Source organism: Hydrocarboniphaga sp. FW305-C-57 (assembly GCF_058783045.1).
On sequence record NZ_JBYSYG010000006.1, the window covers coordinates 13232 to 37072 of the forward strand.

General features: G+C 66.1%; 23 protein-coding genes and 1 tRNA gene. 20 read left to right on the forward strand and 4 right to left on the reverse strand.

Going from position 1 to position 23841, the window contains the following annotated elements; genetic code table 11:
- Window positions 1-64 precede the first annotated feature (64 nt).
- The 11 genes from mutL (at window position 65) to AC3WUM_RS13390 (ending at window position 11749) form a co-directional block, all read left to right on the forward strand.
- The gene (gene mutL, locus AC3WUM_RS13340) at window positions 65-1921 is read left to right on the forward strand and encodes a DNA mismatch repair endonuclease MutL (RefSeq protein ID WP_492410813.1); all 1857 of its coding nucleotides are present in this window, start codon (window positions 65-67) and stop codon (window positions 1919-1921) included.
- 48 nt (window positions 1922-1969) lie between these two features.
- Entirely contained in the window at window positions 1970-3163 is a 1194-nt protein-coding gene (locus AC3WUM_RS13345) for a YjgN family protein (RefSeq protein WP_492410814.1), read from the forward strand.
- Complete coding sequence (locus tag AC3WUM_RS13350) at window positions 3160-4269, forward strand: M48 family metallopeptidase (RefSeq protein WP_492410815.1); 1110 nt, start codon at window positions 3160-3162, stop codon at window positions 4267-4269. Before AC3WUM_RS13345 ends, AC3WUM_RS13350 begins: the two co-directional genes overlap by 4 nt.
- Before the next feature lie 8 nt (window positions 4270-4277).
- A complete protein-coding gene (miaA, locus tag AC3WUM_RS13355) occupies window positions 4278-5210 on the forward strand; it encodes a tRNA (adenosine(37)-N6)-dimethylallyltransferase MiaA (RefSeq protein WP_492410816.1) in 933 nt (310 codons plus the stop codon).
- 81 nt (window positions 5211-5291) lie between these two features.
- Entirely contained in the window at window positions 5292-5552 is a 261-nt protein-coding gene (hfq, locus tag AC3WUM_RS13360; RefSeq protein WP_007187603.1) for an RNA chaperone Hfq, read from the forward strand.
- A 26-nt stretch (window positions 5553-5578) separates the two neighbouring features.
- The gene (gene hflX, locus AC3WUM_RS13365; protein WP_492411089.1) at window positions 5579-6910 is read left to right on the forward strand and encodes a ribosome rescue GTPase HflX; all 1332 of its coding nucleotides are present in this window, start codon (window positions 5579-5581) and stop codon (window positions 6908-6910) included.
- A 149-nt stretch (window positions 6911-7059) separates the two neighbouring features.
- Window positions 7060-8196, forward strand: a complete 1137-nt coding sequence (gene hflK / locus AC3WUM_RS13370; RefSeq protein ID WP_492410817.1) for an FtsH protease activity modulator HflK — start codon at window positions 7060-7062, stop codon at window positions 8194-8196.
- The gene (gene hflC, locus AC3WUM_RS13375) at window positions 8196-9065 is read left to right on the forward strand and encodes a protease modulator HflC (RefSeq protein WP_492410818.1); all 870 of its coding nucleotides are present in this window, start codon (window positions 8196-8198) and stop codon (window positions 9063-9065) included. Before hflK ends, hflC begins: the two co-directional genes overlap by 1 nt.
- Window positions 9066-9098: 33 nt before the next feature.
- Window positions 9099-9302, forward strand: coding sequence for a DUF2065 domain-containing protein (locus AC3WUM_RS13380; protein ID WP_492410819.1), 204 nt, complete (start codon window positions 9099-9101; stop codon window positions 9300-9302).
- Between the two features lie 109 nt (window positions 9303-9411).
- Complete coding sequence (locus AC3WUM_RS13385; RefSeq protein WP_492410820.1) at window positions 9412-10392, forward strand: ATP phosphoribosyltransferase regulatory subunit; 981 nt, start codon at window positions 9412-9414, stop codon at window positions 10390-10392.
- 64 nt (window positions 10393-10456) lie between these two features.
- Window positions 10457-11749 carry an adenylosuccinate synthase gene (locus AC3WUM_RS13390; RefSeq protein ID WP_492410821.1) on the forward strand — a complete coding sequence of 431 codons (1293 nt, stop codon included), beginning with the start codon at window positions 10457-10459 and terminating at the stop codon, window positions 11747-11749.
- A 15-nt stretch (window positions 11750-11764) separates the two neighbouring features.
- Here AC3WUM_RS13390 and AC3WUM_RS13395 read toward each other — a convergent pair whose 3' ends face one another.
- Together AC3WUM_RS13395 and AC3WUM_RS13400 are read right to left on the reverse strand one after the other, a co-directional pair.
- Complete coding sequence (locus AC3WUM_RS13395) at window positions 11765-13027, reverse strand: transglutaminase-like domain-containing protein (RefSeq protein ID WP_492410822.1); 1263 nt, start codon at window positions 13025-13027, stop codon at window positions 11765-11767.
- 174 nt (window positions 13028-13201) lie between these two features.
- Window positions 13202-13286: transfer RNA gene (locus tag AC3WUM_RS13400), tRNA-Leu, on the reverse strand.
- Between the two features lie 75 nt (window positions 13287-13361).
- On the opposite strand from AC3WUM_RS13400, the gene rnr reads away from it, so the two are divergent.
- The 8 genes from rnr (at window position 13362) to alr (ending at window position 21035) form a co-directional block, all read left to right on the forward strand.
- A complete protein-coding gene (gene rnr, locus AC3WUM_RS13405) occupies window positions 13362-15701 on the forward strand; it encodes a ribonuclease R (protein ID WP_492410823.1) in 2340 nt (779 codons plus the stop codon).
- Complete coding sequence (locus tag AC3WUM_RS13410) at window positions 15698-16402, forward strand: YiaD family glycine zipper/OmpA-like lipoprotein (protein ID WP_492410824.1); 705 nt, start codon at window positions 15698-15700, stop codon at window positions 16400-16402. Before rnr ends, AC3WUM_RS13410 begins: the two co-directional genes overlap by 4 nt.
- Window positions 16403-16473: 71 nt before the next feature.
- The gene (gene rlmB / locus AC3WUM_RS13415; protein ID WP_492410825.1) at window positions 16474-17214 is read left to right on the forward strand and encodes a 23S rRNA (guanosine(2251)-2'-O)-methyltransferase RlmB; all 741 of its coding nucleotides are present in this window, start codon (window positions 16474-16476) and stop codon (window positions 17212-17214) included.
- 152 nt (window positions 17215-17366) lie between these two features.
- Entirely contained in the window at window positions 17367-17780 is a 414-nt protein-coding gene (gene rpsF, locus AC3WUM_RS13420) for a 30S ribosomal protein S6 (RefSeq protein WP_007187592.1), read from the forward strand.
- The gene (gene rpsR, locus AC3WUM_RS13425) at window positions 17780-18046 is read left to right on the forward strand and encodes a 30S ribosomal protein S18 (RefSeq protein ID WP_007187591.1); all 267 of its coding nucleotides are present in this window, start codon (window positions 17780-17782) and stop codon (window positions 18044-18046) included. Before rpsF ends, rpsR begins: the two co-directional genes overlap by 1 nt.
- Before the next feature lie 14 nt (window positions 18047-18060).
- Window positions 18061-18513 carry a 50S ribosomal protein L9 gene (gene rplI, locus AC3WUM_RS13430; RefSeq protein ID WP_492410826.1) on the forward strand — a complete coding sequence of 151 codons (453 nt, stop codon included), beginning with the start codon at window positions 18061-18063 and terminating at the stop codon, window positions 18511-18513.
- A gap of 81 nt (window positions 18514-18594) precedes the next feature.
- A complete protein-coding gene (gene dnaB / locus AC3WUM_RS13435) occupies window positions 18595-19947 on the forward strand; it encodes a replicative DNA helicase (protein ID WP_492410827.1) in 1353 nt (450 codons plus the stop codon).
- On the forward strand, window positions 19944-21035 hold the full coding sequence (alr, locus tag AC3WUM_RS13440) for an alanine racemase (RefSeq protein WP_492410828.1): 1092 nt from the start codon (window positions 19944-19946) through the stop codon (window positions 21033-21035). The genes dnaB and alr overlap by 4 nt, the downstream gene beginning before the upstream one ends.
- Before the next feature lie 15 nt (window positions 21036-21050).
- Here the strand turns inward: alr and AC3WUM_RS13445 are convergent, their stop codons facing one another.
- Window positions 21051-21872 carry a Stp1/IreP family PP2C-type Ser/Thr phosphatase gene (locus tag AC3WUM_RS13445; protein ID WP_492410829.1) on the reverse strand — a complete coding sequence of 274 codons (822 nt, stop codon included), beginning with the start codon at window positions 21870-21872 and terminating at the stop codon, window positions 21051-21053.
- Between the two features lie 180 nt (window positions 21873-22052).
- On the opposite strand from AC3WUM_RS13445, the gene radA reads away from it, so the two are divergent.
- The gene (gene radA, locus AC3WUM_RS13450) at window positions 22053-23420 is read left to right on the forward strand and encodes a DNA repair protein RadA (protein WP_492410830.1); all 1368 of its coding nucleotides are present in this window, start codon (window positions 22053-22055) and stop codon (window positions 23418-23420) included.
- A 61-nt stretch (window positions 23421-23481) separates the two neighbouring features.
- On the opposite strand, the gene AC3WUM_RS13455 is transcribed toward radA, so the two are convergent.
- On the reverse strand, window positions 23482-23814 hold the full coding sequence (locus AC3WUM_RS13455; protein WP_492410831.1) for a hypothetical protein: 333 nt from the start codon (window positions 23812-23814) through the stop codon (window positions 23482-23484).
- Window positions 23815-23841: the final 27 nt, after the last annotated feature.

The following is a 23841-nucleotide window of genomic DNA, read 5'->3' on the forward strand; positions in this document are numbered from 1 at the left end:
CGCTCGGCCGGCCGGCGCCGCATCCCGTATCCTTGGCGGCCTGGCTTTTCGTCCAAGTGCCGCCGTGGCTATCCCCGCTGTTTCGATCCGCGTTCTGTCCGATGTGCTCGTCAACCAGATCAAGGCGGGCGAGGTCATCGAACGCCCCGCCGCCGTCGTCAAGGAGCTCGTCGAGAACAGCCTCGATGCCGGTGCGCGCCGCATCGAAGTGGAAGTGGAGCAGGGTGGCCTCGGCCTGCTGCGCATCCGCGACGACGGCCACGGCATTGCGCGCGACGAGCTGATCCTCGCGCTCGAGCGCCATGCGACGAGCAAGATCAGCAGTCTCGACGATCTCGAAGCGGTCGGCAGCCTCGGTTTTCGCGGCGAAGCGCTCGCGAGCGTGCTGTCGGTTTCGCGCCTGAGCCTCGCGTCGAAGCAGGCCGATGCGGAGCATGGCTGGATGCTCTCCGGCGACGGGGCGCTCGCGAGCCGCGAGCCGCAGCCTTCGGCGCAGCAGCAGGGCACCTGCATCGAAGTGCGCGACCTGTTCTTCAACACGCCGGCGCGCCGCAAATTCCTCAAGGCCGAGGCGACCGAGTTCCGCCATATCGATCTGGCGCTGCGCCGGCTCGCGCTCGCGCGCTTCGACGTCGCCTTGAGCTGGAAGCACAACGGTCGCCGCGTTGCCGAGCTGCGGCCCTGCCTGAGCGAGGCGGGCTTCGAAGACCGCGTGCGCGAAGTCTGCGGTGACGAGTTCACCGACAACGCCTTGTTCCTCGACGAGACGCGGCTCGGCACGCGGCTGTGGGGCTGGGTGGCGCTGCCGACGTTCTCGCGGCCGCTGCCGGACTTGCAGTATCTGTACGTCAACGGCCGCGCGGTGCGCGATCGCCTGCTCGGCGGCGCGCTGCGCCGCGCTTTCGCCGACGTGCTGCATTCGACGCGCTATCCGGCTTTCGTGCTCAACGTCGAGATCGATCCGCGCGGCGTCGACGTCAACGTGCATCCGCAGAAGACCGAAGTGCGATTCCGCGATTCGGCGCGTGTGCACGATCTGCTGTTCGGCGCGGTGCATCAGGCCTTGCGCAAAGTGCGCCCCGACCCTGAGCAGCATCATCGCGTGGCGATGGCCGAGCCGTCGGCGTCCGCGGCGCCGCAGCGTCCGGAGCTGCAGACGCAGACCCGCATGGCCTACGAGCCCCGATCGGCGCCGGCCTCGTGGGTGGTGCAGGAGCGTTCGGTCGAATCGACGGGCTGGCCGTTGATCAAATCCGCCGAGCCGCAAACCCGCGTCGAGCCGCAGACGGCAGCGCAGGCGATCGCCGCCGAGCTTCGCACGCAGGCGCCGCCACCGACCGAGCAGCCGCTCGGCCAGGCCGTCGCGCAGCTGCACGGCATCTTCATCCTCGCGCAGAACGAGCACGGCCTGGTGATCGTCGATGCGCATGCGGCGCACGAGCGCGTGCTCTACGAAAAGCTCAAGGCCCAGCTCGCGCAGGGCGCCCTGCCGTCCCAGCAGCTGCTCGTTCCGGTGGTGCTGCAAATGCCGGAGGATCAGGCCGACCGCATCGAGGAACGTCGCGATGGCCTGAGCCGTTTCGGGCTCGTGGTGGATCGCGTGAGTCCGACGTCGGTGGCCTTGCGTGCGGTTCCGCCGTTGCTCGCGAGCGGCGATCTCGAAGCGCTGCTGCGCGATCTCGTCGACGACGAGGCACAGGGCCACGTCGAAGAAGTGCTCAACGCCCAGGAACGCGTGATGGCCGACATGGCCTGCAAGGCCGCGATCAAGGCGCATCGCGTGCTGACGCTGCCCGAGATGAATGCGCTGCTGCGCGACATGGAGCGCACCGAATTCGCGAGCCAGTGCAACCACGGACGGCCGACCTGGGTGCAGCTCACTTCTCAGGAACTCGATCGCCTGTTCCTTCGCGGCCGCTGAGTCGCCGATTAGACTAGGGCGGCCATCCGCCCCAGAGCCCCTTTTCGAATGGAAACCGATCCGAGCCTCGTGTCCGAGGCGCCGCAGCCCGCCGCTGCCGAGAGCCCGCAGCGTTTTCGCTTCACGGGCAGCGGCGGCGAGTACTTCCGCATCTGGATCGTGAACCTGCTGCTGACGATCCTCACGCTCGGCATCTACTCGGCCTGGGCCAAGGTGCGGCGGCTGCAGTATTTCTACCGACACACCGAAGTCGCCGGATCGAGCTTCGACTATCACGGCAGCCCACTGTCGATTCTGGTCGGCCGCGCGGTGGCCTTCGTGCTGCTGATCGCCTACAACGCATCGGGGAAGATTTCGTTCACCGCGACGTTCATCGCGCTCGCGGTGATGGTCGTGGTGCTGCCCTGGCTGCTGCGCAATTCGTTCCGCTTCCGCCTGCGCTATTCGAGCTATCGCGGCCTGCGGTTCTCGTTCAAGGCCAGCAATGCGCAGGCTTACGCCACCTTCGTGCCCTACGGCTTTTTCGCCTTGCTGTTCCTCGGGCTGACGGCTTGGGTATTCGGCGGGCAGATGCCGACCGATCCCGAGGGATCGATGGACCCGCAGAAGGCCCGCATCTTCCTCGGCCTCATGGCGACGGCCGGCGTGGCTTACGCGCTCGTGATTCCGCTGCTGCATCAGCGGCTCAAGCGCTTCCAGCATGGCAACGCCTGGTTCGGCCTCACGCCGTTTTCGTTCGACGCCAAGGCTGGCCGCTTCTATTCGATCTATGCGTTGACCGGGCTGATCTGGATGGGCTCCGCACTGGCCGTCGGCCTCATCGTGGCCACCGCGGCGGGCATCGGCGGCCTGTTCGGCGATGAGGTCCCGGCGGTGCCCCGGGGCCTGCTGATGCTGATCTCGCTGGGTTCTCTGGCGTTGCTCGCCATCGCGGGCGCCTACTTTTCGGCGCGCATCGCCAACCTGGTCTGGAACGCGACGCGCCTCGGCGAGCATCGCTTCGAAAGCCGGCTGCGCGTGCTGCCGCTCATGTGGATCCTGCTCACCAACATGCTGCTCGTGCTGATCACGCTCGGGCTCTACATGCCGTGGGCGGCCGTGCGGCTGGCGCGCTACCGCGCCGAGAACCTCGTGCTGCATCCGGCCGGGTCGCTCGAAGCCTTCCTCGCCGGCGCCGAAGGCGAAGTCGGCGCCGTCGGCGAAGAAACGCTCGACATGTTCGACTTCGACATCGGCCTGTGAGTCTGCAGGCGGACTATTTCGACGGCCGCAGCGCGCGTCGCCATCGCGTCACGCTGGCGACGGTGCCTGGAGAGGTCCGCTTCTCGGGCGAGGCCGAGCGCCAGGTTCCGCTCGCACAGGTGCGCATTTCCGAGCAGCTCGGCACGGCGCCGCGCACGCTGAGCTTCGCCGACGGGGCGCATCTCGAAGTGCGCGATCACGTCGCGTTCGATCGCTGGCTCGCGGCGACGGGGCATCGCGAGCGGCACGTCGATCTGCTGCAGCGTAGCTGGATCGCGACCGGCCTGAGCGTGCTGCTGATCGCGGCCTTCGCGTTCGCCGCCTATCGCTGGGGATTGCCGTTTGCGGCGGACAAGGTCGCCGAGCGCATGCCCGAGTCGGCTCTTCGCCTGATGTCGGAGCAGACGCTCAAGCTGCTTGATCGCCATCTGCTCGAAGACAGCCGGCTGCCGGTGCAGCGCCAGAGCGAGCTGCGTGAACAGTTCGAGGCGCTCGCCGACGACGGAGACGATGGCGACGACGTGCAGGCCGTCATCGAATTCCGCCGCTCGCCCAAGCTCGGAGCCAACGCGCTCGCGCTGCCCGATGGCCGCATGGTGCTGCTCGACGAACTCGTCGAGCTGGCCGACAACGACGAGCAGGTGCTCGCGGTGCTCGCGCACGAACTCGGCCACGTGCGCCATCGTCACAGCGTGCGCCTGCTCGTGCAGGGCACAGCGGTTGCTGCGGTGCTGGCCTGGTGGATCGGCGATTTCAGCTCGGTGATCGCGGCCGCACCGGCTGCGCTCATGCAGGCGCGGTTCTCGCGTGAACTCGAAGCCGATGCGGATCACTACGCCGCCGTGCGTCTGAGGGCGCACGCGATATCGCCGACGCGGCTGGCCGAGATGCTCGAGAAATTGCAGGTCGAGCAGGCCCGGCTGCGGGCCGACAAGGCGAAACCCAAAGCGGAGGCGTCGGGCTCATCGGCAGAAGCCGAGCCGCCGCCAGATGCTTCCAAGCCGCAGGCCGATAATGATCCCGATGACACCAGTCGGCTCATGCAGTACCTGGCGTCGCACCCGGCGACGCAGGAGCGCATCCGCAGCCTGCGCGAAATGCAGTGAGCGAGGCCATGCTGCCTGCCGTTCTGATCATGGGCGCCACCGCCTCGGGCAAGACCGGTTTGTCGCTCGCGATCGCCGAGCGCATCGATTGCGAAATCATCAGCGTCGATTCCGCGCAGGTGTATCGCGGCATGGACATCGGCAGCGCCAAGCCCGATCGCGAAACGCTGGATCGCGTTCCGCATCATCTCGTCGACATTCTCGATCCGCTGGAGCCTTACTCGGCCGCGCGTTTCGCCAGCGACGCGCTGCGGCTCATCGACGAAATCCGCAGCCGCGGCCGGCTGCCGCTGCTCGTCGGCGGCACCATGCTGTACTACCGCGCGCTGCTGCACGGGCTCAGCGATCTGCCGTCGGCCGATGCCGAGGTGCGCAAGCGGCTCGAACGGCAGGCCGATCGCGAAGGCTGGCCGGCGATGCACCGCAGGCTCGCCGCGCTCGATCCGGTCACGGCGGCGCGCCTGCACCCGAACGATCAGCAGCGCATCCAGCGCGCGCTCGAAGTGATCGAACTCAGCGGCAAGCCGCTCGGCGAGCATTTCGCCTCGCGATCGAGCGTGCTTGCGCAACCCTACTTAAGCGTGGTGCTCGAGTCGCCCGATCGCGCGCGGCTGCACCAGCGAATCGAGCAGCGATTCCATCTGATGATGGAGCAGGGCTTTCTGGCCGAAGTGCAGCGCCTGCGCGATCGCGGCGATCTGCATCTGGAACTCCCCTCGTTGCGCGCGGTCGGATACCGGCAGCTCTGGCTGCACCTCGAAGGGCACTATGGTTTGTCCGAAGCGGTCGACCGAGGAATCGCCGCGACCCGGCAGTTCGCCAAGCGCCAATTGACCTGGCTGCGGAACGAAACCGTTGCACAGCGGCTCGACCCGGACGATCCTCATTTGTTCGACCAGTTCTGGACTTCCTTGAATTGTTTATTGCCCAAGACCGCGTGATAGACTTTTGTCAAGCCTATGGGTGTGCCATGGGCCAGGGGTCTACCCGCAAGGGATGTATAAAAAACTAAGGAAGCAGAGATGTCCAAAGGTCATACGTTACAAGAACCGTTTCTTAACGCTCTTCGCAAAGAGCGCATTCCGGTCTCGATCTACCTGGTGAACGGCATCAAATTGCAGGGCCAGATCGAATCATTCGACTCCTTCGTCGTGTTGCTGAAGAACAGCGTCAGCCAGATGGTGTACAAGCACGCCATTTCCACGATCGTTCCGGCCCGCCCGGTTCGCGTGTATGACGCCAGTGAAGCTGGTGACTCCGCCGAGGACGTCGGCAACAAATAAAGTGAGCCTCATTGGCACTCAGCAATCTGTTTGACAGACCGCCTTCGGGACAGAAGGCGGTACTAATCCATCTGGATGTGCGCGGCGTCGCTAGCGCCGCGAGTAGCGATTACGAGAGCGACCGGCGCGAATTCGAAGACCTGGCCCGTTCGGCAGGCGCGGACGTGCAGGTGCTCATCGGCGGTTCGCGGCAAAGGCCCGATGCGGGTCTCTACATCGGCAGTGGCAAGGCCGATGAGGTGGCCGCGGCCGTGGCTGCCGGCGGCGCCGAACTCGCGATCTTCAATCACGACCTGTCACCGAGCCAGGAGCGGAATCTCGAAAAGATTCTGCGCTGTCGCGTGCTCGATCGGGCGGGCTTGATTCTCGACATCTTCGCGCGCCGTGCGCGCTCCCACGAAGGCAAGCTGCAGGTCGAACTCGCACAGCTGCGCCACCTGCGCACGCGGCTGGTTCGCGGCTGGACGCACTTGGAGCGCCAGAAGGGCGGCATCGGCATGCGTGGCCCGGGTGAAACCCAGCTCGAAACCGATCGTCGGCTGATCGACGACAAGATCGTCACGCTGCGCCGGCACCTCGAGGAAGTGCGGGCTCGCCGTGCGCAGAACCGCAATTCGCGCAAGCGCAACGAAGTGCCTTCGGTGTCGCTGGTCGGCTACACCAACGCCGGCAAGTCGAGCCTGTTCAATGCGATGACCGGCGACGACACCTACGCATCGAGCAAGCTGTTCGCGACGCTCGATACGACGGTGCGCCGGCTCGATCTGCCCGAAGGCGAGCCCGCGGTTCTGGCCGACACCGTCGGCTTCATCCGCGATCTGCCGCACGACCTCATCGCTGCGTTCCGCGCCACGCTCGAAGAGTCGCGCGAATCCGATCTGCTGCTGCACGTCACCGATGCCTCCGATCCGGAGCGCATGGCGCGCATCGAGCAGGTCAACGCGGTGCTGCACGAGATCGGGGCCGACGAGGTTCCGCGCCTGCAGGTGTTCAACAAGATCGATCTGCGCGAGGACGAAACCGCGCGCATCGAACGCGACGACCGCGGCGTGGCCGTGCGGGTCTACGTGTCGGCGCAGACCGGGGCGGGGCTCGATCTGCTCAAGGCCGCGATCGCCGAGCGGATTCGCCCGGGCCTGCCGGAGTTCCGTATCCTCGTGCCGCCGCGCGCGGCCCGTCTGCGCGCCCAGCTGTTCGAGTTGCGCGCGGTCCGCCGCGAGCAGATCGAGGAGGACGGCAGCGTTCATCTGACCGTGAGCCTGGCGTACGAGCGTTTGCGCGGACTCTGCGTGGCGGCCGGTATCGAGCCGCCAGCCGAGCCGCGCGTGCTGGAGGACTGGGAGTCGTCGAGTCCCTAGACCGCATCGCCAGCCGGTACGCTGAGCGGGGTACTGGGGCCAGTAAATCGGCAAGCGAATCAATCAACCGGGTAGAATCGCGGTCCGCCGGGCGGATCAAGGCTGTCCCGCATCCGCCCACACAATGAATTGGCATCTCTGGAGCAGCAATGGCTTGGAATGAGCCTGGGCCGAATCGCGACCCTTGGAATCAAGGGCCCGGTGGCAACAAGCGCGGCGATGGTCCGCCCGATCTCGACGAAATGCTGCGTCGGCTCAAGGCCAGACTCAGTGGCAGGGGCCCGCGTTCTCCGGGCGGCTCGCCAGCCGGGGCGCCGAAAGCGCTGATCGGTCTCGTGGTCGCGGTCGTGGCGGGCCTCTGGCTCAGCACCGGTTTCTACGTAATCGACGAACAGGAGCGCGGCGTGGTGATGCGCTTCGGCGCCTACTCGCGCACCACCGATCCGGGCTGGGGCTGGCATGCGCCGTGGCCGGTCGAGAAGGTGGAGATCGTCAACGTCACCCAGGTTCGCCAGGCCAACGACCGCGCGACCATGCTGACCAAGGACGAGAACATCGTCGACGTCGAGCTGACCGTGCAGTACCGCGTGTCTTCGGCCGAGCAGTATCTGTTCTCGGTCGCCGATCCGGACATGACTTTGCGCCAGGCCACCAAGTCGGCCGTGCGCGAGACCGTCGGCCGCAGCGAGATGGACTTCATCATCACCGAAGGCCGCCAGGCCGTCGCCGATCGTACCAAGCAGCTGTTGCAGGACCGCCTGGACATGTACAAGTGCGGCTTGATCGTGACCGAAGTGAACCTGCAGCAGGCGCAGCCGCCTGAAGCCGTGCAATCGGCCTTCGCCGATGCGATCAAGGCACGCGAGGATCAGCAGCGCGTCAAGAACGAGGCCGAGGCCTACGCCAACGATCGCCTGCCGCGCGCTCGCGGCGCGGCTGCTCGCCAGCTCGAGGAAGCCTCGGCCTACCGCGACCAGGTGATCGCGCGCGCCGAAGGCGATGCCTCGCGCTTCTCGCAGCTCGTCGCCGAATACCGCAAGGCGCCGAAGGTCACTCGCGATCGTCTTTATCTGGACACGATGACGCAGGTGCTCTCGCAGAGCAGCAAGGTGCTCATCGACGTCAAGCAGGGCAACCCGATGTTCTATCTGCCGTTGGATCAGCTGCTCAAGAATTCACCCAAGGTCGATGAGTACGACTTCTCGAATTCCTCGGGCTCGGGCGCCAACCGCGCCGCGCCGAATGCGCAGGATTCGGGCCGCACGCGTGATCGGGGGCGCCAGTAATGAAGAACGCTCAAGTTTTCTGGCTCGCGATCGTGGTGCTGGCCGTCTTCCTGGTTTCGGGTTCCTGCTTCGTCGTCGACCAGCGCGAACGCGTGGTGCTGTTCCAGTTCGGCGAGATCCAGGGCACGGATTACCCGCCGGGTCTGCACTTCAAGCTGCCGGTCGTGCAAACGGTGCTGCGCCTCGACAACCGCGTGCTGACGCTCGACAACCAGACCGAGAACTTCCTGACGGTCGAGAAGAAGAACGTCGAAGTCGACTACTTCGTGAAGTGGCGCATCGCCGACACCACCACGTACTACCGTGCGACCGGTGGCCAGGACATCGTCGCCATGGATCGTCTGTCGGGCATCATCAACCGCGGCCTGCGCGACCAGTTCGGTTCTCGCACGGTGCAGCAGGTGGTCTCGGGTGAGCGCGACGAGATTCTGCAGTCGCTGCAGAAGGGGGCCGACGAGCGCGTGCGCGATCTCGGCATCCAACTCGTCGACGTGCGCGTGAAGCGCGTCGATCTGCCCAAGGAAGTCAGCGATTCGGTCTACGAGCGCATGCGCGCCGAGCGCACGCGCACCGCGATGGACCTGCGGGCCCGCGGCGCCGAAGAGGCCGAGAAGATCAAGGCCGAAGCCGATCGCGAGGCCCAGATCACGCTCGCCAATGCCTACCGCGACGCCGAAAAGCTGCGCGGCGAGGGCGATGCCAAGGCCTCCGAGATTTATGCGGCGGCTTACGGCCAGGACCAGGAGTTCTACAACTTCTACCGCTCGCTCGACGTTTATCGCGAGGCTTTCGGCAAGAAGCAGGACGTCATGGTGCTGCAGCCGGACAGCGAGTTGTTCAAGTACTTCAGAAAGGGTTCGGCTCCGTAATCGGCTGCATCAGTCGATACCGGCCAGACCCTCATGTGGATCGATATCGTCCAGGCGCTGGCGCTGCTGCTGATCCTGGAGGGCATCCTGCCCTTCCTGTCGCCGCGCCGGTTCCGCCAGTCCCTGCTCAATTTCGCGAGCCTGGAAGACAAATGGATGCGGCTGCTGGCCCTGGTCAGCATGGTGGCCGGGCTCGTCCTGCTGCAGATCATCGGCGCCGACCTCGTTCCCAGATAAGCGCGTGAAAGGCCCTGAAAAGGGCCACCGAGCCCGAGGTGGCGAAAGACATCGTCGCCTAGGACAATAGCGCCCCCAAAGCACCCTCACCCCCAGGACTCTCGCGAAGATGGCCATCAAACGCTGGATGCTGCCCGATGGCATGGAAGAAACGCTGCCGCCGACGTCGTGGCAGCTCGAAGACCTGCGCCGCAAACTGCTCGACCACTACCGCCAGGCCGGTTACGAGCTGATCTTCCCGCCGCTGGTCGAGCATCTCGACGCCCTGCTGACGGGTGCCGGCAGCGATCTGGAGCAGCAGACCTTCAAGTTCACCGATCCGGCCAGCGGCCGGCTGCTGGGGCTGCGTGCAGACATGACCCCGCAGGCGGCGCGCATCGCCGCCCGCCGGTACACCGAGGCCGAGACCGTGCGACTGTGCTACCTCGGCACCGTGCTGCGCACCTCGCCGGACAGCCAGGGTGGCCCGCGTTCGCCGCGCCAGGTCGGTTGCGAGCTGTTCGGCCGATCGGAGCTCGAGGCCGACCTCGAGGTGCTGAGCCTCATGCTCAAGACCCTGGAACTCGCCGGTGTCGGTCCGGTGCACCTCGATCTGGGCCATGTCGGCATCTATCGGGCGCTGTCGGCCAGGCTCGGCCTCGACGCGGACGACGAGGCGGTGCTGTTCGAGATTCTGCAGCGCAAGTCGCATCCGGATCTGGCCGAGTTCGCGGCCAGCAGCCGGCTCAATGGCGTTTCCGAAGCGCTGTCGGCGCTGATGGACCTCAATGGCGATGTCGGCGTGCTCAAGCGTGCCCGCGAAGTGCTCGCCAAGGCGGGCGAGGGCGTGGTCGAGGCGCTGTCGACGCTCGAGCGCGTCGCCGCCGAGCTGCAGCGCAGCTTCCCCGAGGTGGTCATCCACGTCGATCTCGCCGAGCTGCGCGGGCTGCGCTATCACACCGGCCTGGTGTTCGCGGCCTTCGTGCCCGGATCCGGCCGCGAAATCGCCCGAGGCGGCCGCTACGATGGCGTCGGCAGCGAGTTCGGCCGGCCGCTGCCGGCGACCGGCTTCTCGGCCGACATGAACGAGCTGCTGAAGCTGGGTTCCTGAAAGTCCTGAAGCTCATTTTCCCTTTCAACCGGGCGACGTGGTCGCCGCACAGTCGAGAACAAGCATGGGTAAGTCAGTCGTCGTCATCGGCGCTCAATGGGGTGACGAAGGAAAGGGCAAGGTCGTCGACCTGCTCACCGATCGTGCACAGGCCGTGGTCCGCTTCCAGGGCGGCCACAACGCCGGTCACACGCTCGTCATCAACGGCATCAAGACCGCGCTGAACCTGATTCCGAGCGGCATTATGCGTCCTGACGTCGCCTGCCTGATCGGCAACGGCGTGGTGCTGTCGCTGCCCGACCTCGTCAAGGAAATCGAGAAGGTGGAGGCCACCGGCGCCACCGTGCGCAACCGCCTGAAGATCTCCGAAGCCACGCCGCTGGTGCTGCCGGTGCACGCGGTGCTCGACAAGGCGCGCGAGCTCGCCCGCGGCGAAGCCAAGATCGGCACCACCGGCAAGGGCATCGGCCCGGCCTACGAAGACAAGGTGGCGCGTCGCGCGATTCGCGTCGGCGACCTGTTCCATCGCGAACAGCTCGCGGCCAAGCTCGGCGAGCTGCTGGCGTATCACAACTTCGTGCTCGTCAATTACTTCAAGCTCGAGCCGGTCGACTTCCAGCAGACGCTCGACGAGCTGCTCGGCTATGCCGACATCATCAAGCCGATGGTCGCCGACGTGACCGAGCTGCTGCGCCTGCACCTCAAGAAGGGCGACAACGTGCTGTTCGAAGGCGCGCAGGGCGCGCTGCTCGACGTCGATCACGGCACCTATCCGTTCGTGACCTCGAGTAACACCACGGCCGGCGGCGCGGCGACGGGATCGGGCGTCGGCCCGCGCAACCTCGATTACGTGCTCGGCATCGTCAAGGCCTATGCGACGCGCGTCGGCGCCGGCCCGTTCCCGACCGAGCAGGAAAACGACATCGGCCAGCACATCCGCGACAAGGGCGCCGAATACGGCACCGTGACCAAGCGCCCGCGCCGCTGCGGCTGGTTCGATGCGGTGGCCGCGCGCCGCTCGATCTTCAACAACAGCGTCACCGGCCTGTGCGTCACCAAGCTCGACGTGCTCGACGAACTCGACGCGATCCGCATCTGCACCGGCTACCAGCTCGACGGCAAGCCCGTGGAAGTGCCGCCGATCGGTGCCGAGGGCTTCTCGAAGATCGAGCCGATCTACGAGGAACTGCCGGGCTGGAAGACCAGCACCTACGGTGTGACGCGCTACGAAGACCTGCCGGAAGCCGCGCGCCTCTACCTCGAGCGCATGCGCGAAGTGACCGAGACCGAGATCGCGCTGATTTCCACCGGCCCGGATCGCGAACACACCATCGTGCTGCGCAATCCGTTCGAATAAGGCTTCGCCCCGCGATCAAGGCGTCTGCGATTCGCTCATGGTCGAGGCGCGCCCCGGCCGCGGGTTTGGCAAGGAGCTGCCGATTGCCGTCGCCTGCGATGTCCTGAGGCGCTCGAACTTGCTGCGGTAACGCGCCTGCTGGCCGGCATCGCCGGCGCTCAGGCGCAGGGCGGTGTCGAGACTGCGCTGGGCTTCGCGCGGCTTGTCCAGCCGGCGAAGAATCATGCCCTGCAGGAAGTAGAAGCGGTGGTCGTTCGGGTTGAGCTCGATCGCGCGATGCATCGCCTCGCTGGCCGCCGACAGCTGCGAGAGCCTGAAGGCCCGCTGTGCGAGCCAGTAATGGTGGTAGGGATTGCGTTCGAGCAGGGCCTGCTCCCGCTGATGCAACTGCTGCGCGCGGGCCTGATCGCCGAGCCGCCGGTAGACGCGGGCGGCCGCGGCGTAGGCCATCAAGTCCCCGGCATCCAGCTGCAGCGAGGTGCGAGCCGCCACCTCGGCGGCCCGGAGCTCGCCCAGGCTCAGATAGCGCTGCGCCAGATTGGTCCACAGGAAGGCCTGGCTCGGCGCCAGGCGCAGCGCTTCGAGCTGGTCGCGCAGGGCCTGTCGCGGATCGGCGCTCGCCGCCTCCCCCGCGAGGTTGTTGTAGAACTGCGCCAGGGCCTCGTCGTCCGTGATCACGCTTTGCGGATAGCTCGGGCTGTACTCGGCGCTCGCCACGTCGACGATCATCGCACGCGAGTGGGCGGCGCCCGTGTTGTTTTTTCGGGGAACCGTTTCGTCGATGCGCGCATTGATGTGCTGGTACAGCAGCGCCTGATCGCCGCGCAGATCCCAGACCGGCGGAATCCGCACGTGGTTGAAGCGGGCATCGATGCCGATCTCGCGCGCGAGCGCGACGACCAACAGGGTGTACGAAAGGCAATTGACGCGCCGTTGGGTGAAGGCTTCGGCGGCCGTCAGCGTCGCCCCGGCCTCGTAGCGCAACTCTATTCCGTCTTCATCGAGCAGCGCGTGGCTCAGCGCGTGGATCTGGTCGGCGCGACTGCCCGCGCGGGCGGTCACGCGCCGGACGAACTCGCGCATCGGCTCGTTGACGACGAGCGGGCTGGCGGGATCGATCGACGGCCGTGCATCGGCTGGCAACTGGCCGGCACCGGACAGTACCCATGCACGCTCGTCGGCGGTGCTCGGCGGCAGGGCAGGCATCGAGGTGCAGGCGACCAGCAGGGCCGGGAACATCGGCAAGGCAAGCCAATTGGAACGGAATCGCTTCGACACGATCATCGCAGTCCCCGACGCGCCCCTGGGGCGGCGGTCCGAGTCTACGCCTGCGCGTTCCAGCGCTCTATCGGCCTGTTGCCCATCGAAGCGCCTGCTGTTTGGGGACGCCAGAAAGCAAAAACCCGCGAGTCATCGCGGGTTTCTTACTTCATGCTGTGCATTCAATTGGCTTGGTGCCGAGAAGAGGACTCGAACCTCCACGATTTTACTCGCTAGTACCTGAAACTAGTGCGTCTACCAATTCCGCCATCTCGGCCCACTTGAAGCTCCCGCTGCACGCGTTGAGGCGTTGCGAGGGCGCGAATTGTGGCGATGAGCGTATGCTTTGTCAATGAAACCAAAAAACAAAAGCAACACGACCGACTGGCAAAGTCGGGATCCCAATTTCAGTGCCGAGCAGGGACGCTACGAAGACCCCGTCCCGTCGCGAGCCCTGATCCTCGAAACGCTCAAGGCGCACGACGGTCCGCTCAATGTCGACGAGCTGATCGGCGCGTTCCAGCTCACCAAGCTCAACCAGCAGAGCGCCCTCGAAAAGCGCCTCGCGGCGATGATCCGCGACGGCCAGCTCGTGCAGAACCGCAAGGGTGCCTACGGGCCGGTCGCGCAGATGAACGCGATCCCGGGCGTGATCCAGGCGCATCGCGATGGCTTCGGCTTCCTGATTCGCGACGAGGGCGGGCCGGACATCTTCCTGCCGCCGCGGCAGATGCGCTCGGTCATGAACGGCGACCGCGTGCTCGTGCGCATCACCGGCACCGACTTCAAGGGCCGACCCGAAGGCACGCTCGTCGAAGTGCTCGAGCGCGGCTCGCGCGAAGTGGTCGGCCGGCTGCACGTGGAGCAGGGCATCAGCTATGTGATTCCGGACAACCCGCGCGTGCAGCAGGATCTGCTGATTCCGCCCGAAGCGCGCGGCGGGGCCAAGCAGGGCCAGATGGTGGTGGCCGAAATCACCGCGCCGCCGGGACATCGCACCCTGCCGGTCGGCAAGGTCATCGAAATCCTCGGCGACCACTTGGCGCCCGGCATGGAGATCGAGGCGGCGATCCGCGCGCACAACCTGCCGTACGTCTTTCCGCATGAGGTGGAGGCGCAGGCCGCGCGCATCCCCGACACCGTGCAGGCTTCGCAGATCGCGGGGCGCAAGGACCTGCGCGATCTGCCGCTCGTGACGATCGACGGCGCCGACGCGCGCGACTTCGACGACGCGGTCTACGCCAAGCCGATGCGCAAGGGCCCGTTCGGCGGCGGTGGCGGCTGGACGCTGTGGGTGGCGATCGCCGACGTGGCCGCCTACGTCACGCCCGATTCGCCGCTCGACGTCGAGGCGCTGCTGCGCGGCAACTCGGTGTACTTCCCGCAACGCGTCATTCCGATGCTGCCCGAGAAGCTGTCCAACGGCCTGTGCTCGCTGAACCCGAACGTCGACCGGCTCTGCATGGTCTGCGAGATGCGCGTGATGCCCGACGGCGAAGTCGCCAAGTCGGTGTTCTACGAGGCGGTGATGCGCTCGCAGGCACGGCTGATCTACGAGGACGTCGCCGCCATTCTCGACGACCCCAAGGGGCCCGAGGCGCAGAACGTGCCGCACGTGGTGCCGCATCTGCTCGTGCTCAACCAGGTGTTCGAGGCCTTGCTCAAGGCGCGCGAGAAGCGCGGGGCGATCGACTTCGAGACCACCGAGACCAAGATCGTCTTCGACGGCGATCGCAAGATCGATCGCGTGGTGCCGATCAAGCGCAATCGCGCGCACCGGCTCATCGAGGAATGCATGGTCGCGGCCAACGTCGAATCGGCCCGCCGCGTCGCCAAGGCCAAGATCGCGGCTCCGTATCGCGTGCACGAAAAGCCCGACGCCGTGAAGGTGCAGGCCCTGCGCGAGTTCCTGACCGAGCGCGGGCTCAAGCTCGGCGGCAGCGACCGGCCCGATACGCAGGACTACGCGGCCATGCTGAGCCGCACCAAGGGTCGCCCCGACCAGCCGCTGATCCAGACGGTGATGCTGCGCTCGCTCATGCAGGCGCGTTACAGCGCCGAGAACCTCGGGCACTTCGGCCTCGCGCTGACGCATTACTCGCACTTCACCTCGCCGATCCGCCGCTATCCCGACTTGCTGCTGCACCGGGCGCTCAAGCACCTGATTTTCAAGAAGCCGGCCAAGGAGTTCGCGTATTCGGTCGATGCGATCGAGAAGCACGGCGCGCATTGCTCGATGACCGAGCGCCGGGCCGACGAGGCGACGCGCGAGGTCACCACCTGGCTCAAGTGCGAATACATGAGCCACCATGTCGGCGAGGAGCACGATGGCCTGGTGTCCGGCGTGGCGCCGTTCGGGCTTTTCATCGAGCTCTCCGGGCTTTACGTCGAAGGGCTCGTGCACGTCAGCCAGCTCAAGAACGACTACTACCAGTTCGAAGCCCGCCATCACCGGCTCATCGGCGACCGCAGCGGCCAGACCTACAACCTCGGCGACTCGGTCAGGGTCAAAGTGGTTCGCGTTAATCTCGACGAGCGCAAGATCGATCTCGAGCTGCTCGCGGTGAAGACGGCCAATGGACGTTCACTGAAAATTAAGGACGTCCCCAGAGAATCGCGCGCGCAGCACGAGCCCAAATCGGGCCCGGGTCGCAATTCCAAGAACTCCAAGTCGAGGCGCAAAGGACGATGAAACACATCAGAACAGCGGTCAAAACAACGGTAGTCGCGGCCGCCATCATCGGCCTCGCGGCCTGCGCGGAAGATCCGAACCGCAATGCCAAGCGCGGCGCCGGCATCGGCGCGGTGACGGGCGCGGTGCTCGGCAACCAGGTCAGCCATGCGCGCGGCGCCCCGATCGTCGGCGCCATTGTCGGCGCGATCGCCGGCGGCGCGGTGGGCAACTACATGGACAAGCAGCGCAAGGAAGTCGAGCAGCAGATGGCGCCCGAAATCCAGCGCGGTGACCTCAGCACGACGACGCTGTCGGACGGTTCGCTCAAGGTCGCCATCGCCAGCGACGTCAGCTTCGATCTCGGCAGCGCGACCCTGCGCCCGGATGCGATGGACGCCTACGGCCGCATCGCGGCGATCCTCAAGACCTACGACAAGACCGTGATCCACGTCGTCGGCCACACCGACACCAGTGGCTCGTCCGATTTCAACCAGGGCCTGTCGGAGCGTCGCGCCGCGGCGGTCGGCACCTTCCTGGCTTCGCAGGGCGTGCCCGGAACGCGCCTGCGCGAAGAGGGCCGCGGCGAGCGCGAGCTGATCGTGCGCACGGCCGACAACGTCAAGGAAGCGCGCAATCGCCGTGTCGACATCGTCATCAAGCCGGTGGTCGAGGGCAACGAGCAGGCCGCCTGGGCGCCGCCTCCGTATCTCGGCAGCTGATCCGCAGCTTCCGCGAGGCAAAGAAAAAGGCGCATCTGCGCCTTTTTCTTTGCGCGTAGAATTCCGCGCCTATGTCAGATCAATACATCGGCGGCTTCCACGCCGTCATGGCGGCGCTCGAAGACGGCGCTACCAAGCCCTACGAAATCCTGCTTGCCGATACGCGCCAGGACGATCGTGCCCGGCGCCTGCTCGCGCTGGCCCGCGAACATTCGGTCCCGGTGCGCACGGTGTCGCGCTCCGATCTCGACATCAAGGCCCCCGAACTGCGGCACCAGGGCGTGCTCGCCTTGATTCCGGCGCGCGAGTTCACGGGCGAGGATGCGCTCGACGCCCCGGCCTCGCCGGAGCGGCTGTTCCTCGCGCTCGACGGCGTGCAGGATCCGCACAACCTCGGCGCCTGCCTGCGCACGGCCGAAGCCGTTGGCGCGACGGCGGTGATCATCCCGAAGGACCGCGCCGCGAGCCTGACGGCCGTCGCCCTGAAGGCCGCCGCCGGCTCCGCCGAGCGCGTGCCGGTGATCGCGGTGACCAACCTGTCGCGCACGCTCGAGAAGCTTAAGGAGCGCGGCTACTGGCTCACCGGCCTGGCCGGCGAAGCCGAGGAAACGCTCTACGAAGCCGACCTGACCGGCCCGCTCGTGCTGGTCATGGGCGCCGAAGGGGCCGGCATGCGCCGGCTCACGCGTGAGACCTGCGACCGGCTCGTCAAGATTCCGATGCTCGGCAAGATCGAAAGCCTCAACGTCTCGGTGGCCGCCGCCGTCTGCCTTTACGAAGCCTTTCGCCAGCGCAGCGGCAAGAAGCGCTGAGCATTGCCGCGCCAGCGGCTTTCCGTTAGGATTCGCGCCCCTCGTCGCCGCCCGCGGCCGCGAGGTGCTGTCCCACCGCATTCTGCGGGGGACTGTCCCGGCCGGAAGTGCAGCGGTTTCCGGCCGACATCCATAGTCAGGAGTACAAACGAATGCGTCACTACGAAATCGTAGTCATGGTGCATCCGGACCAGAGCGATCAGGTTCCGGCCATGACGGAGCGTTACAAGGCGATGGTGGAAGGCGATGGTGGCCAGATCCACCGTCTCGAAGACTGGGGCCGCCGTCAGCTGGCCTACCCGATCGCCAAGCTGCACAAGGCTCACTACGTGCTGCTCAACGTCGAATGCTCGGAAAAGGTCCTTGCCGAACTCGAGAGCGCGTTCAAGTTCAACGACGCCGTGATCCGCAAGCTGATCATCAAGAAGGATGCCGCCGAGACCGCGCAGTCGCCGCTGTTCAAGGCTCCGGAAGAAGACAAGAAGCCCGAGTACAAGTCCCGCCGCGACGACACCGTGAACCCGCTGGCGACCGAAGATGCTGAAGCCACCGAGGAGAGCGTCTAATGGCTTTCGAACGTAAAGAAGGTGGTGGCGGTGGCTCCGGCGGCCGTTTCTTCCGTCGCAAGAAGTCCTGCAAGTTCAGCTCCGACAAGGCCGCGCCGATCGACTACAAGGATCTGGCGATGCTCAAGGGCTACATCGGCGAGAACGGCAAGATCGTGCCGGCCCGCATCACCGGCACGCGCACGCGCTACCAGCGCCAGCTCGCGGTTGCGATCAAGCAGGCCCGTTTCCTGGCCCTGCTGCCGTACACCGACAAGCACGAATAAGAGGCACGACAACCATGCAAGTCATTCTGCTTGAGAAGGTGAAGAACCTCGGCGACCTCGGCGACGTGGTCAAGGTCGCTCCGGGCTATGGCCGCAACTTCCTGCTGCCCAAGGGCATCGCGCTGTCGGCGACCGAGAGCAACCGTAAGGTGTTCGAGGAGCGCAAGGCCGAACTCGTCAAGAAGTCGCAGGATTCGCTCAATGCCGCCAAGCTGCGCGCCGAAAAGCTCGCGGGCAAGACTATCAAGGTCAAAGCCCTGGCTTCGGACGAAGGCAAGCTCTACGGCTCGGTCGGCCCGGCCGAAATCGTGCGTGCCGCCGAGCTGCTCGGCCTGGACGTCGAGAAGAGCGAGCTGGATCTGGTCGAAGGTCCGATCCGCCAGACCGGCAGCTACGACATCGCCGTGCGCCTGCACAGCGAAGTTGAAACCAGCCTGACGGTCGTGGTCGAGGAAGAAAAGGCCTAATCGGCTTTTTCCGGCCAACGGCTAGTAAACTAAACGGCCCGCTCAGCGGGCCGTTTTTATTTGTTCTGGTGCACAAGCGCGATGCCCGATCCCAAGCAGCCCCCGTATTCCATCGAGGCTGAGCAGTCCGTACTCGGCGGCCTGCTGCTGGACAACCGCGCCTGGAACGAACTCGCCGATCGCCTCAGCGAGGCCGATTTCTACCGTGTCGATCACCAGCTGATCTACAAGGCGATCTGCGATCTGATCGGCTTCGGCAGGCCCTGCGATTTCGTGACGCTGGCCGAGCATCTGCGCATGCAGGAGAAGCTCGAGGAAGCCGGCGGGCTGTCGTATCTCGGTACGCTCGCGGCCGATACGCCGAGTGCGGCGAACATCGTGGCTTATGCCGACATCGTGCGTGAGCGCTCGGTGCTGCGCAGCCTGATCGCGGCCGGTCAGGACATCAGCGACCTGGGCTTTCGCGCCGAAGGGCGCGAGCCGCAGGAACTCATCGACATCGCCGAGCAGAAGGTCTTCAAGATCCGCGAGCGCGGCACCCGCGCGCAGAGCAGCTACTTCGACATGCCGGCGATCATGGCGGGCGTGTTCGAACGCATTTCGTCGGTGCGCGACAACCCGCAGGGCACCGCGGGACTGCCGACCGGCTTCGTCGAGTTCGACAACAAGACCAGCGGCCTCGGCGAGGGCGACCTCATGATCCTCGCGGCGCGTCCGTCGATGGGCAAGACCACGCTGGCTGTGAACATCGCCGAGTACGTCGCCTTCGAACGCAAGGAGGGCGTGGCGATCTTCTCGATGGAAATGTCGGCCGAGCAGATCGGCTATCGCGTGATTTCCTCGCGCGGCGGCATTCCGATGCAGAAGCTGCGTTCGGGCGAGCTGTCGGACCAGGAGATGGACCAGCTCACCTGGACCATCAACCGGCTGCGCGAAGCGCCGATGTTCATCGACGAGACCGGCGCGCTGTCGCCGAACGACCTGCGCGCGCGTGCGCGGCGCCTGGCGATGCGCACGAACCTCAAGCTCATCGTGGTGGACTACATCCAGCTCATGCAGGTGCCGGGCACCAAGGACAACCGCACCGGCGAAATCTCGGAGATTTCGCGCAGCCTCAAGGCGCTGGCCAAGGAGCTCAAGCTGCCGATCATCGCGCTGTCGCAGCTCAACCGCGGCGTCGAACAGCGCGACAACAAGCGCCCGCGCATGGCCGACCTGCGTGAATCGGGCGGTATCGAGCAGGACGCCGACCTGGTGGTCTTCATCTATCGCGACTGGGTCTACAACAAGACCAGCGACGAGACCCAGGCCGAAGTCATCATCGCCAAGCAGCGTAACGGCCCGCTCGGCACCGTGCCGCTCGAATTCCACGGCCAGTACACGCGCTTCGAGAATCCGCGGCAGGGCTTCGCGGTCGCGGATTACGAGGAATGAACCAGCGCGCCGTGGCGACGGTGAATCTCGCCGCCATCCGCCACAACCTCGCGCAGGTTCGCCACTACGCACCGAACTCGCGCGTGATGGGCGCCGTGAAGGCCGACGCCTATGGCCACGGCGCGGTGCCGATCGCGCGCACGCTCGAAGCGGCCGGCATCGATGCGCTCGCGGTCGCCTGCATGCAAGAGGCCCAGCAGCTGCGCGAGGCGCACGTGCGCGCGCCGATCGCGCTGCTCGAAGGCATCCTGAGCGCCGAGGAAGCCACGCTCGCGGCCTACGAAGGCCTGCAGATCGTCATCAACGATTTCTGGCAGATCGAGCTGCTCGAACGCATGCCGCAGGGCGCGACGCTGAACGTCTGGTTCAAGCTCGACAGCGGCATGCACCGGCTCGGTTTTCCGCTGTCGGCGGTTCCGAAACTGCGGCAGGTGCTCGAACGTAATCGCAGCTGGCGCTTCTGCGGCTGGATGACGCACCTGGCGCGTGCCGACGAAGCCGATGATTCGGCCACGGTCGAGCAGATCGCGGCTTTCGACGCCGTGCTCGCGGGCGTCGCCGGCGCGCGTTCGATCGCCAACTCGGCCGGCCTGCTGGCCTGGCCGCAGGCGCGCCGCGACTGGGTGCGCCCCGGTCTGATGCTCTACGGCGCGAGCCCGCTGCCCGGCAAGACCGGGCGCGACCTCGGCCTGCGTCCGGCGCTGACGCTGACGAGCCGGCTCATCGCGATCCGCGAATATCCGGCCGGCAGCGCGATCGGCTATGGCGCGGCGTATCGCTGCCCCGAGACGATGAAGATCGGCGTCGCCGCGGTCGGCTACGCCGATGGCATCCACCGCAGCCTCGCGAGCGGGGCGCCCGTGCAGGTCGCGGGCCGCCCGGCGACGATCGCGGGCCGCGTGTCGATGGACATGATCACGCTCGACCTGCGCGCCGCCCCGAATGCCCGCATCGGCGATGAAGTGGTGCTCTGGGGCGAGGATGCTCCGGCCGAAATCGTCGCCGAGCACGCCGGTACGCTGGCCTACGAGCTGTTCTGCGGGCTGACCAATCGCGTGCAGTTCGAGTACGTCGATCCGGCGGCCTGAGCGCCGGGGCGCCGGCTAGAACCAGTCCTTGAGCTTCTGCAGCAGCGGACGGTTCGACGGCGAACCGGGTTCGAGGCGGGCGAGGGCGACCGAGATGTTGTCCTTGCCGCCGCCTTGCAGCGCCAGGTTCACGAGCGCGCGCGACAGCAGTTCGAGCTTGAAGCCGCGAATTTCCATGATCTGCTGAATCTGCTCGTCGCTCGTCATGTCGGTGAGACCGTCGGAGCAGAGCAGGTACAGATCGCCGATCTGCGCGGGCTCCTCGATGATGTCGATGTTGATCTCGGCGTCCACGCCGAGCGCGCGCGTGACGATGTTCTTGCGTACGAACCTCGACGCATCCTCGCGCGAATACTGGCCGCTCGCGACGAGCTCTTCGAGCAGCGAATGATCGCGCGTGATCTGCGCGAGCCGGCCCGCGCGGTAGCGATAGGCGCGCGAGTCGCCGACGTGCGCGATCGTCACGAGCCCGCGATGAATCAGCAGCGCGACCACCGTGGTGCCCATGCCCGCGCAGCTCGGGTCGATCGAGGCACGCGAGAGCACGGCCTGATGCGCGGCTTCTACCGCGCTCTTGAGCAGCGCCGATTCGCGGCGGTATCCGGTGACCGGATCACGCTCGCCCGAGGCCACCCTGGGCAACTGGGCGCGCATGACCTGCAGGATGGTCGCCGTGGTGATCGAGCTCGCGACTTCGCCGGCGTTGTAGCCGCCCATGCCGTCGGCGAGTACGAGCAAGCCCAGCGAGACGTCCTGGGTGAGTGAATCCTCGTTGTTGGTACGGACGTTCCCGACCTCGGTGGCCAGATGGGTCGTGAGCTGGTAGTTCAGCGGCATCGACTCGAGGTTCTCGTCCTTGGGAAGGGGATGTCGTCAACGGCGGCGGGGCAGGGATGGCCGAAGCGCTTCGAGGTCGGCGGCCGCCAGACCGCGCCATACTACAAAATCCATCGGGGCCGGAATACGTGAAGATCACCCACGCGCGCAGTCGACCGGCCAACAAAATCAGGGGTTAGCGTGACCAAGCTTTCGAGCAGGAAGAACAACGTTCGATACATCTGCCAGTCCTGCGGGGCGCAGACGACCAAATGGGCCGGGCAGTGCGCCGAATGCGGGGCCTGGAACACGCTCGTCGAAACCGTCGCCGAGGCCAGTTCGCCCGCGCGACGGGCCGCGATCGCCGGTGAAGTGCGCATCGAGCGTCTGCACGAGGTCAGCGCCGACGACGCCCCGCGCGTGTCGTCGGGGCTCTCGGAAATGGATCGCGTGCTCGGCGGCGGCATCGTGCCCGGCGCGGTGATCCTGATCGGCGGCGATCCGGGCATCGGCAAATCCACGCTGCTGCTGCAAGTGCTCGCCGCTGTCGAGGGCCGGCTCGACACGCTCTACGTCTCGGGCGAGGAATCGCTCTCGCAGGTCAGCCTACGCGCGAGCCGGCTCGGGCTGCCGCGGCTCGATCTGCCGGTGCTCGCCGAGACCAGCGTCGACCTGATCCTCGATCAGCTGACCAAGCACCGCCCGGGCTTCGTCGTCATCGACTCGATCCAGACGCTCTATACCGAGGCGCTCGATTCCGCGCCCGGTTCGGTTTCGCAGATCCGTGAATGCGCGGCCCGCCTCGTGCGTTTCGCCAAGGCCAGCAACACCACGGTGATTCTCGTCGGCCATGTGACCAAGGAGGGCGCCATCGCCGGGCCGCGCGTGCTCGAGCACATGGTCGACACCGTGCTGTATTTCGAGCACGACGCCGGCAGCCGCTATCGCATCGTGCGCGCGGTCAAGAATCGCTTCGGGGCGGTCAACGAGCTCGGCGTGTTCGCGATGACCGACGGTGGCTTGAAGGAAGTCAGCAATCCGTCCGCGCTGTTCCTGTCACGCCACGAGCAACCGGTTTCGGGCTCGGTGATCACGGTGACGCGGCAGGGCAGCCGGCCGCTGCTCGTCGAGGTGCAGGCGCTCGTCGATGCGAGCCATATCGGCAGCCCGCGGCGCGTAACGCTCGGTTTCGAAGGCAACCGGCTCAACATGCTGCTCGCGGTCCTGCACCGCCACGCGGGCATCGCATTGTCCGATCAGGACGTGTTCGCGAACGTGGTCGGCGGCATGCGCATCCAGGAGCCGGCGGCGGATCTGCCGCTGCTGCTCGCGACGCTGTCGAGCTTTCGCGGCCAGCCGGTGTCGGGCACCACCATCGTCTTCGGTGAAGTGGGGCTGGCCGGTGAAATCCGGCCGGTCCAGGCCGGCGAGGAGCGGCTCATCGAAGCTGCCAAGCACGGCTTCAAGCGCGCCATCGTTCCGGAGGCGAACAAGCCGCGCAAGAACGCCAGGCTCGGCATCGAAGTCACGCCGGTCGCCCGGCTGGAGCAGGCGATCGACGCGCTTTGATGTCGCTCAGCTATTTGTCATTCCCGCGAACGCGGGAATGACAATAAGGTGCGGCTCTAACTCAGAGGAAGCTCGAAACGGCCGCCGGCAGTTTGAACTGCTTGTCGGTGAGCCGATCGTAGAGCAGCACCGTGAGCCACTCGCGTGAACTCGAGAACGACTTCAGGCGTATGTAGCGATCATCGCCATTGCGTTCGAGCTCGTAGCGCTCGACCGCTGCGGTGACGGTGTCTTTTTCGCCCTTGAGCAGCGCGGTGAGCTGCACGCGGCTGTTGGCGGTGTCGATCTGCACGTCGATGATTTCGCCGTAGCGCCCGAGCTTTTCGTTCAAGTAGCTTTTGAGCGCGAGGCCCATCGCTCCGTCTTTCATGCCTTTGGCGAGTTTGCCGAGCATTCTGTTGGCTCCTGAGAGTTTGCGAGA

Coding starts and splice junctions, on each gene's coding strand:
- AC3WUM_RS13345 (WP_492410814.1), top strand. CDS start 1,970: ATGGAAACCGATCCGAGCCTCGTGTCCGAGGCGCCGCAGCCCGCCGCT.
- miaA (WP_492410816.1), top strand. CDS start 4,278: ATGCTGCCTGCCGTTCTGATCATGGGCGCCACCGCCTCGGGCAAGACC.
- hfq (WP_007187603.1), top strand. CDS start 5,292: ATGTCCAAAGGTCATACGTTACAAGAACCGTTTCTTAACGCTCTTCGC.
- hflK (WP_492410817.1), top strand. CDS start 7,060: ATGGCTTGGAATGAGCCTGGGCCGAATCGCGACCCTTGGAATCAAGGG.
- hflC (WP_492410818.1), top strand. CDS start 8,196: ATGAAGAACGCTCAAGTTTTCTGGCTCGCGATCGTGGTGCTGGCCGTC.
- AC3WUM_RS13380 (WP_492410819.1), top strand. CDS start 9,099: ATGTGGATCGATATCGTCCAGGCGCTGGCGCTGCTGCTGATCCTGGAG.
- AC3WUM_RS13385 (WP_492410820.1), top strand. CDS start 9,412: ATGGCCATCAAACGCTGGATGCTGCCCGATGGCATGGAAGAAACGCTG.
- AC3WUM_RS13390 (WP_492410821.1), top strand. CDS start 10,457: ATGGGTAAGTCAGTCGTCGTCATCGGCGCTCAATGGGGTGACGAAGGA.
- rnr (WP_492410823.1), top strand. CDS start 13,362: ATGAAACCAAAAAACAAAAGCAACACGACCGACTGGCAAAGTCGGGAT.
- AC3WUM_RS13410 (WP_492410824.1), top strand. CDS start 15,698: ATGAAACACATCAGAACAGCGGTCAAAACAACGGTAGTCGCGGCCGCC.
- rlmB (WP_492410825.1), top strand. CDS start 16,474: ATGTCAGATCAATACATCGGCGGCTTCCACGCCGTCATGGCGGCGCTC.
- rpsF (WP_007187592.1), top strand. CDS start 17,367: ATGCGTCACTACGAAATCGTAGTCATGGTGCATCCGGACCAGAGCGAT.
- rpsR (WP_007187591.1), top strand. CDS start 17,780: ATGGCTTTCGAACGTAAAGAAGGTGGTGGCGGTGGCTCCGGCGGCCGT.
- rplI (WP_492410826.1), top strand. CDS start 18,061: ATGCAAGTCATTCTGCTTGAGAAGGTGAAGAACCTCGGCGACCTCGGC.
- dnaB (WP_492410827.1), top strand. CDS start 18,595: ATGCCCGATCCCAAGCAGCCCCCGTATTCCATCGAGGCTGAGCAGTCC.
- alr (WP_492410828.1), top strand. CDS start 19,944: ATGAACCAGCGCGCCGTGGCGACGGTGAATCTCGCCGCCATCCGCCAC.
- AC3WUM_RS13445 (WP_492410829.1), bottom strand. CDS start 21,872: ATGCCGCTGAACTACCAGCTCACGACCCATCTGGCCACCGAGGTCGGG.
- AC3WUM_RS13455 (WP_492410831.1), bottom strand. CDS start 23,814: ATGCTCGGCAAACTCGCCAAAGGCATGAAAGACGGAGCGATGGGCCTC.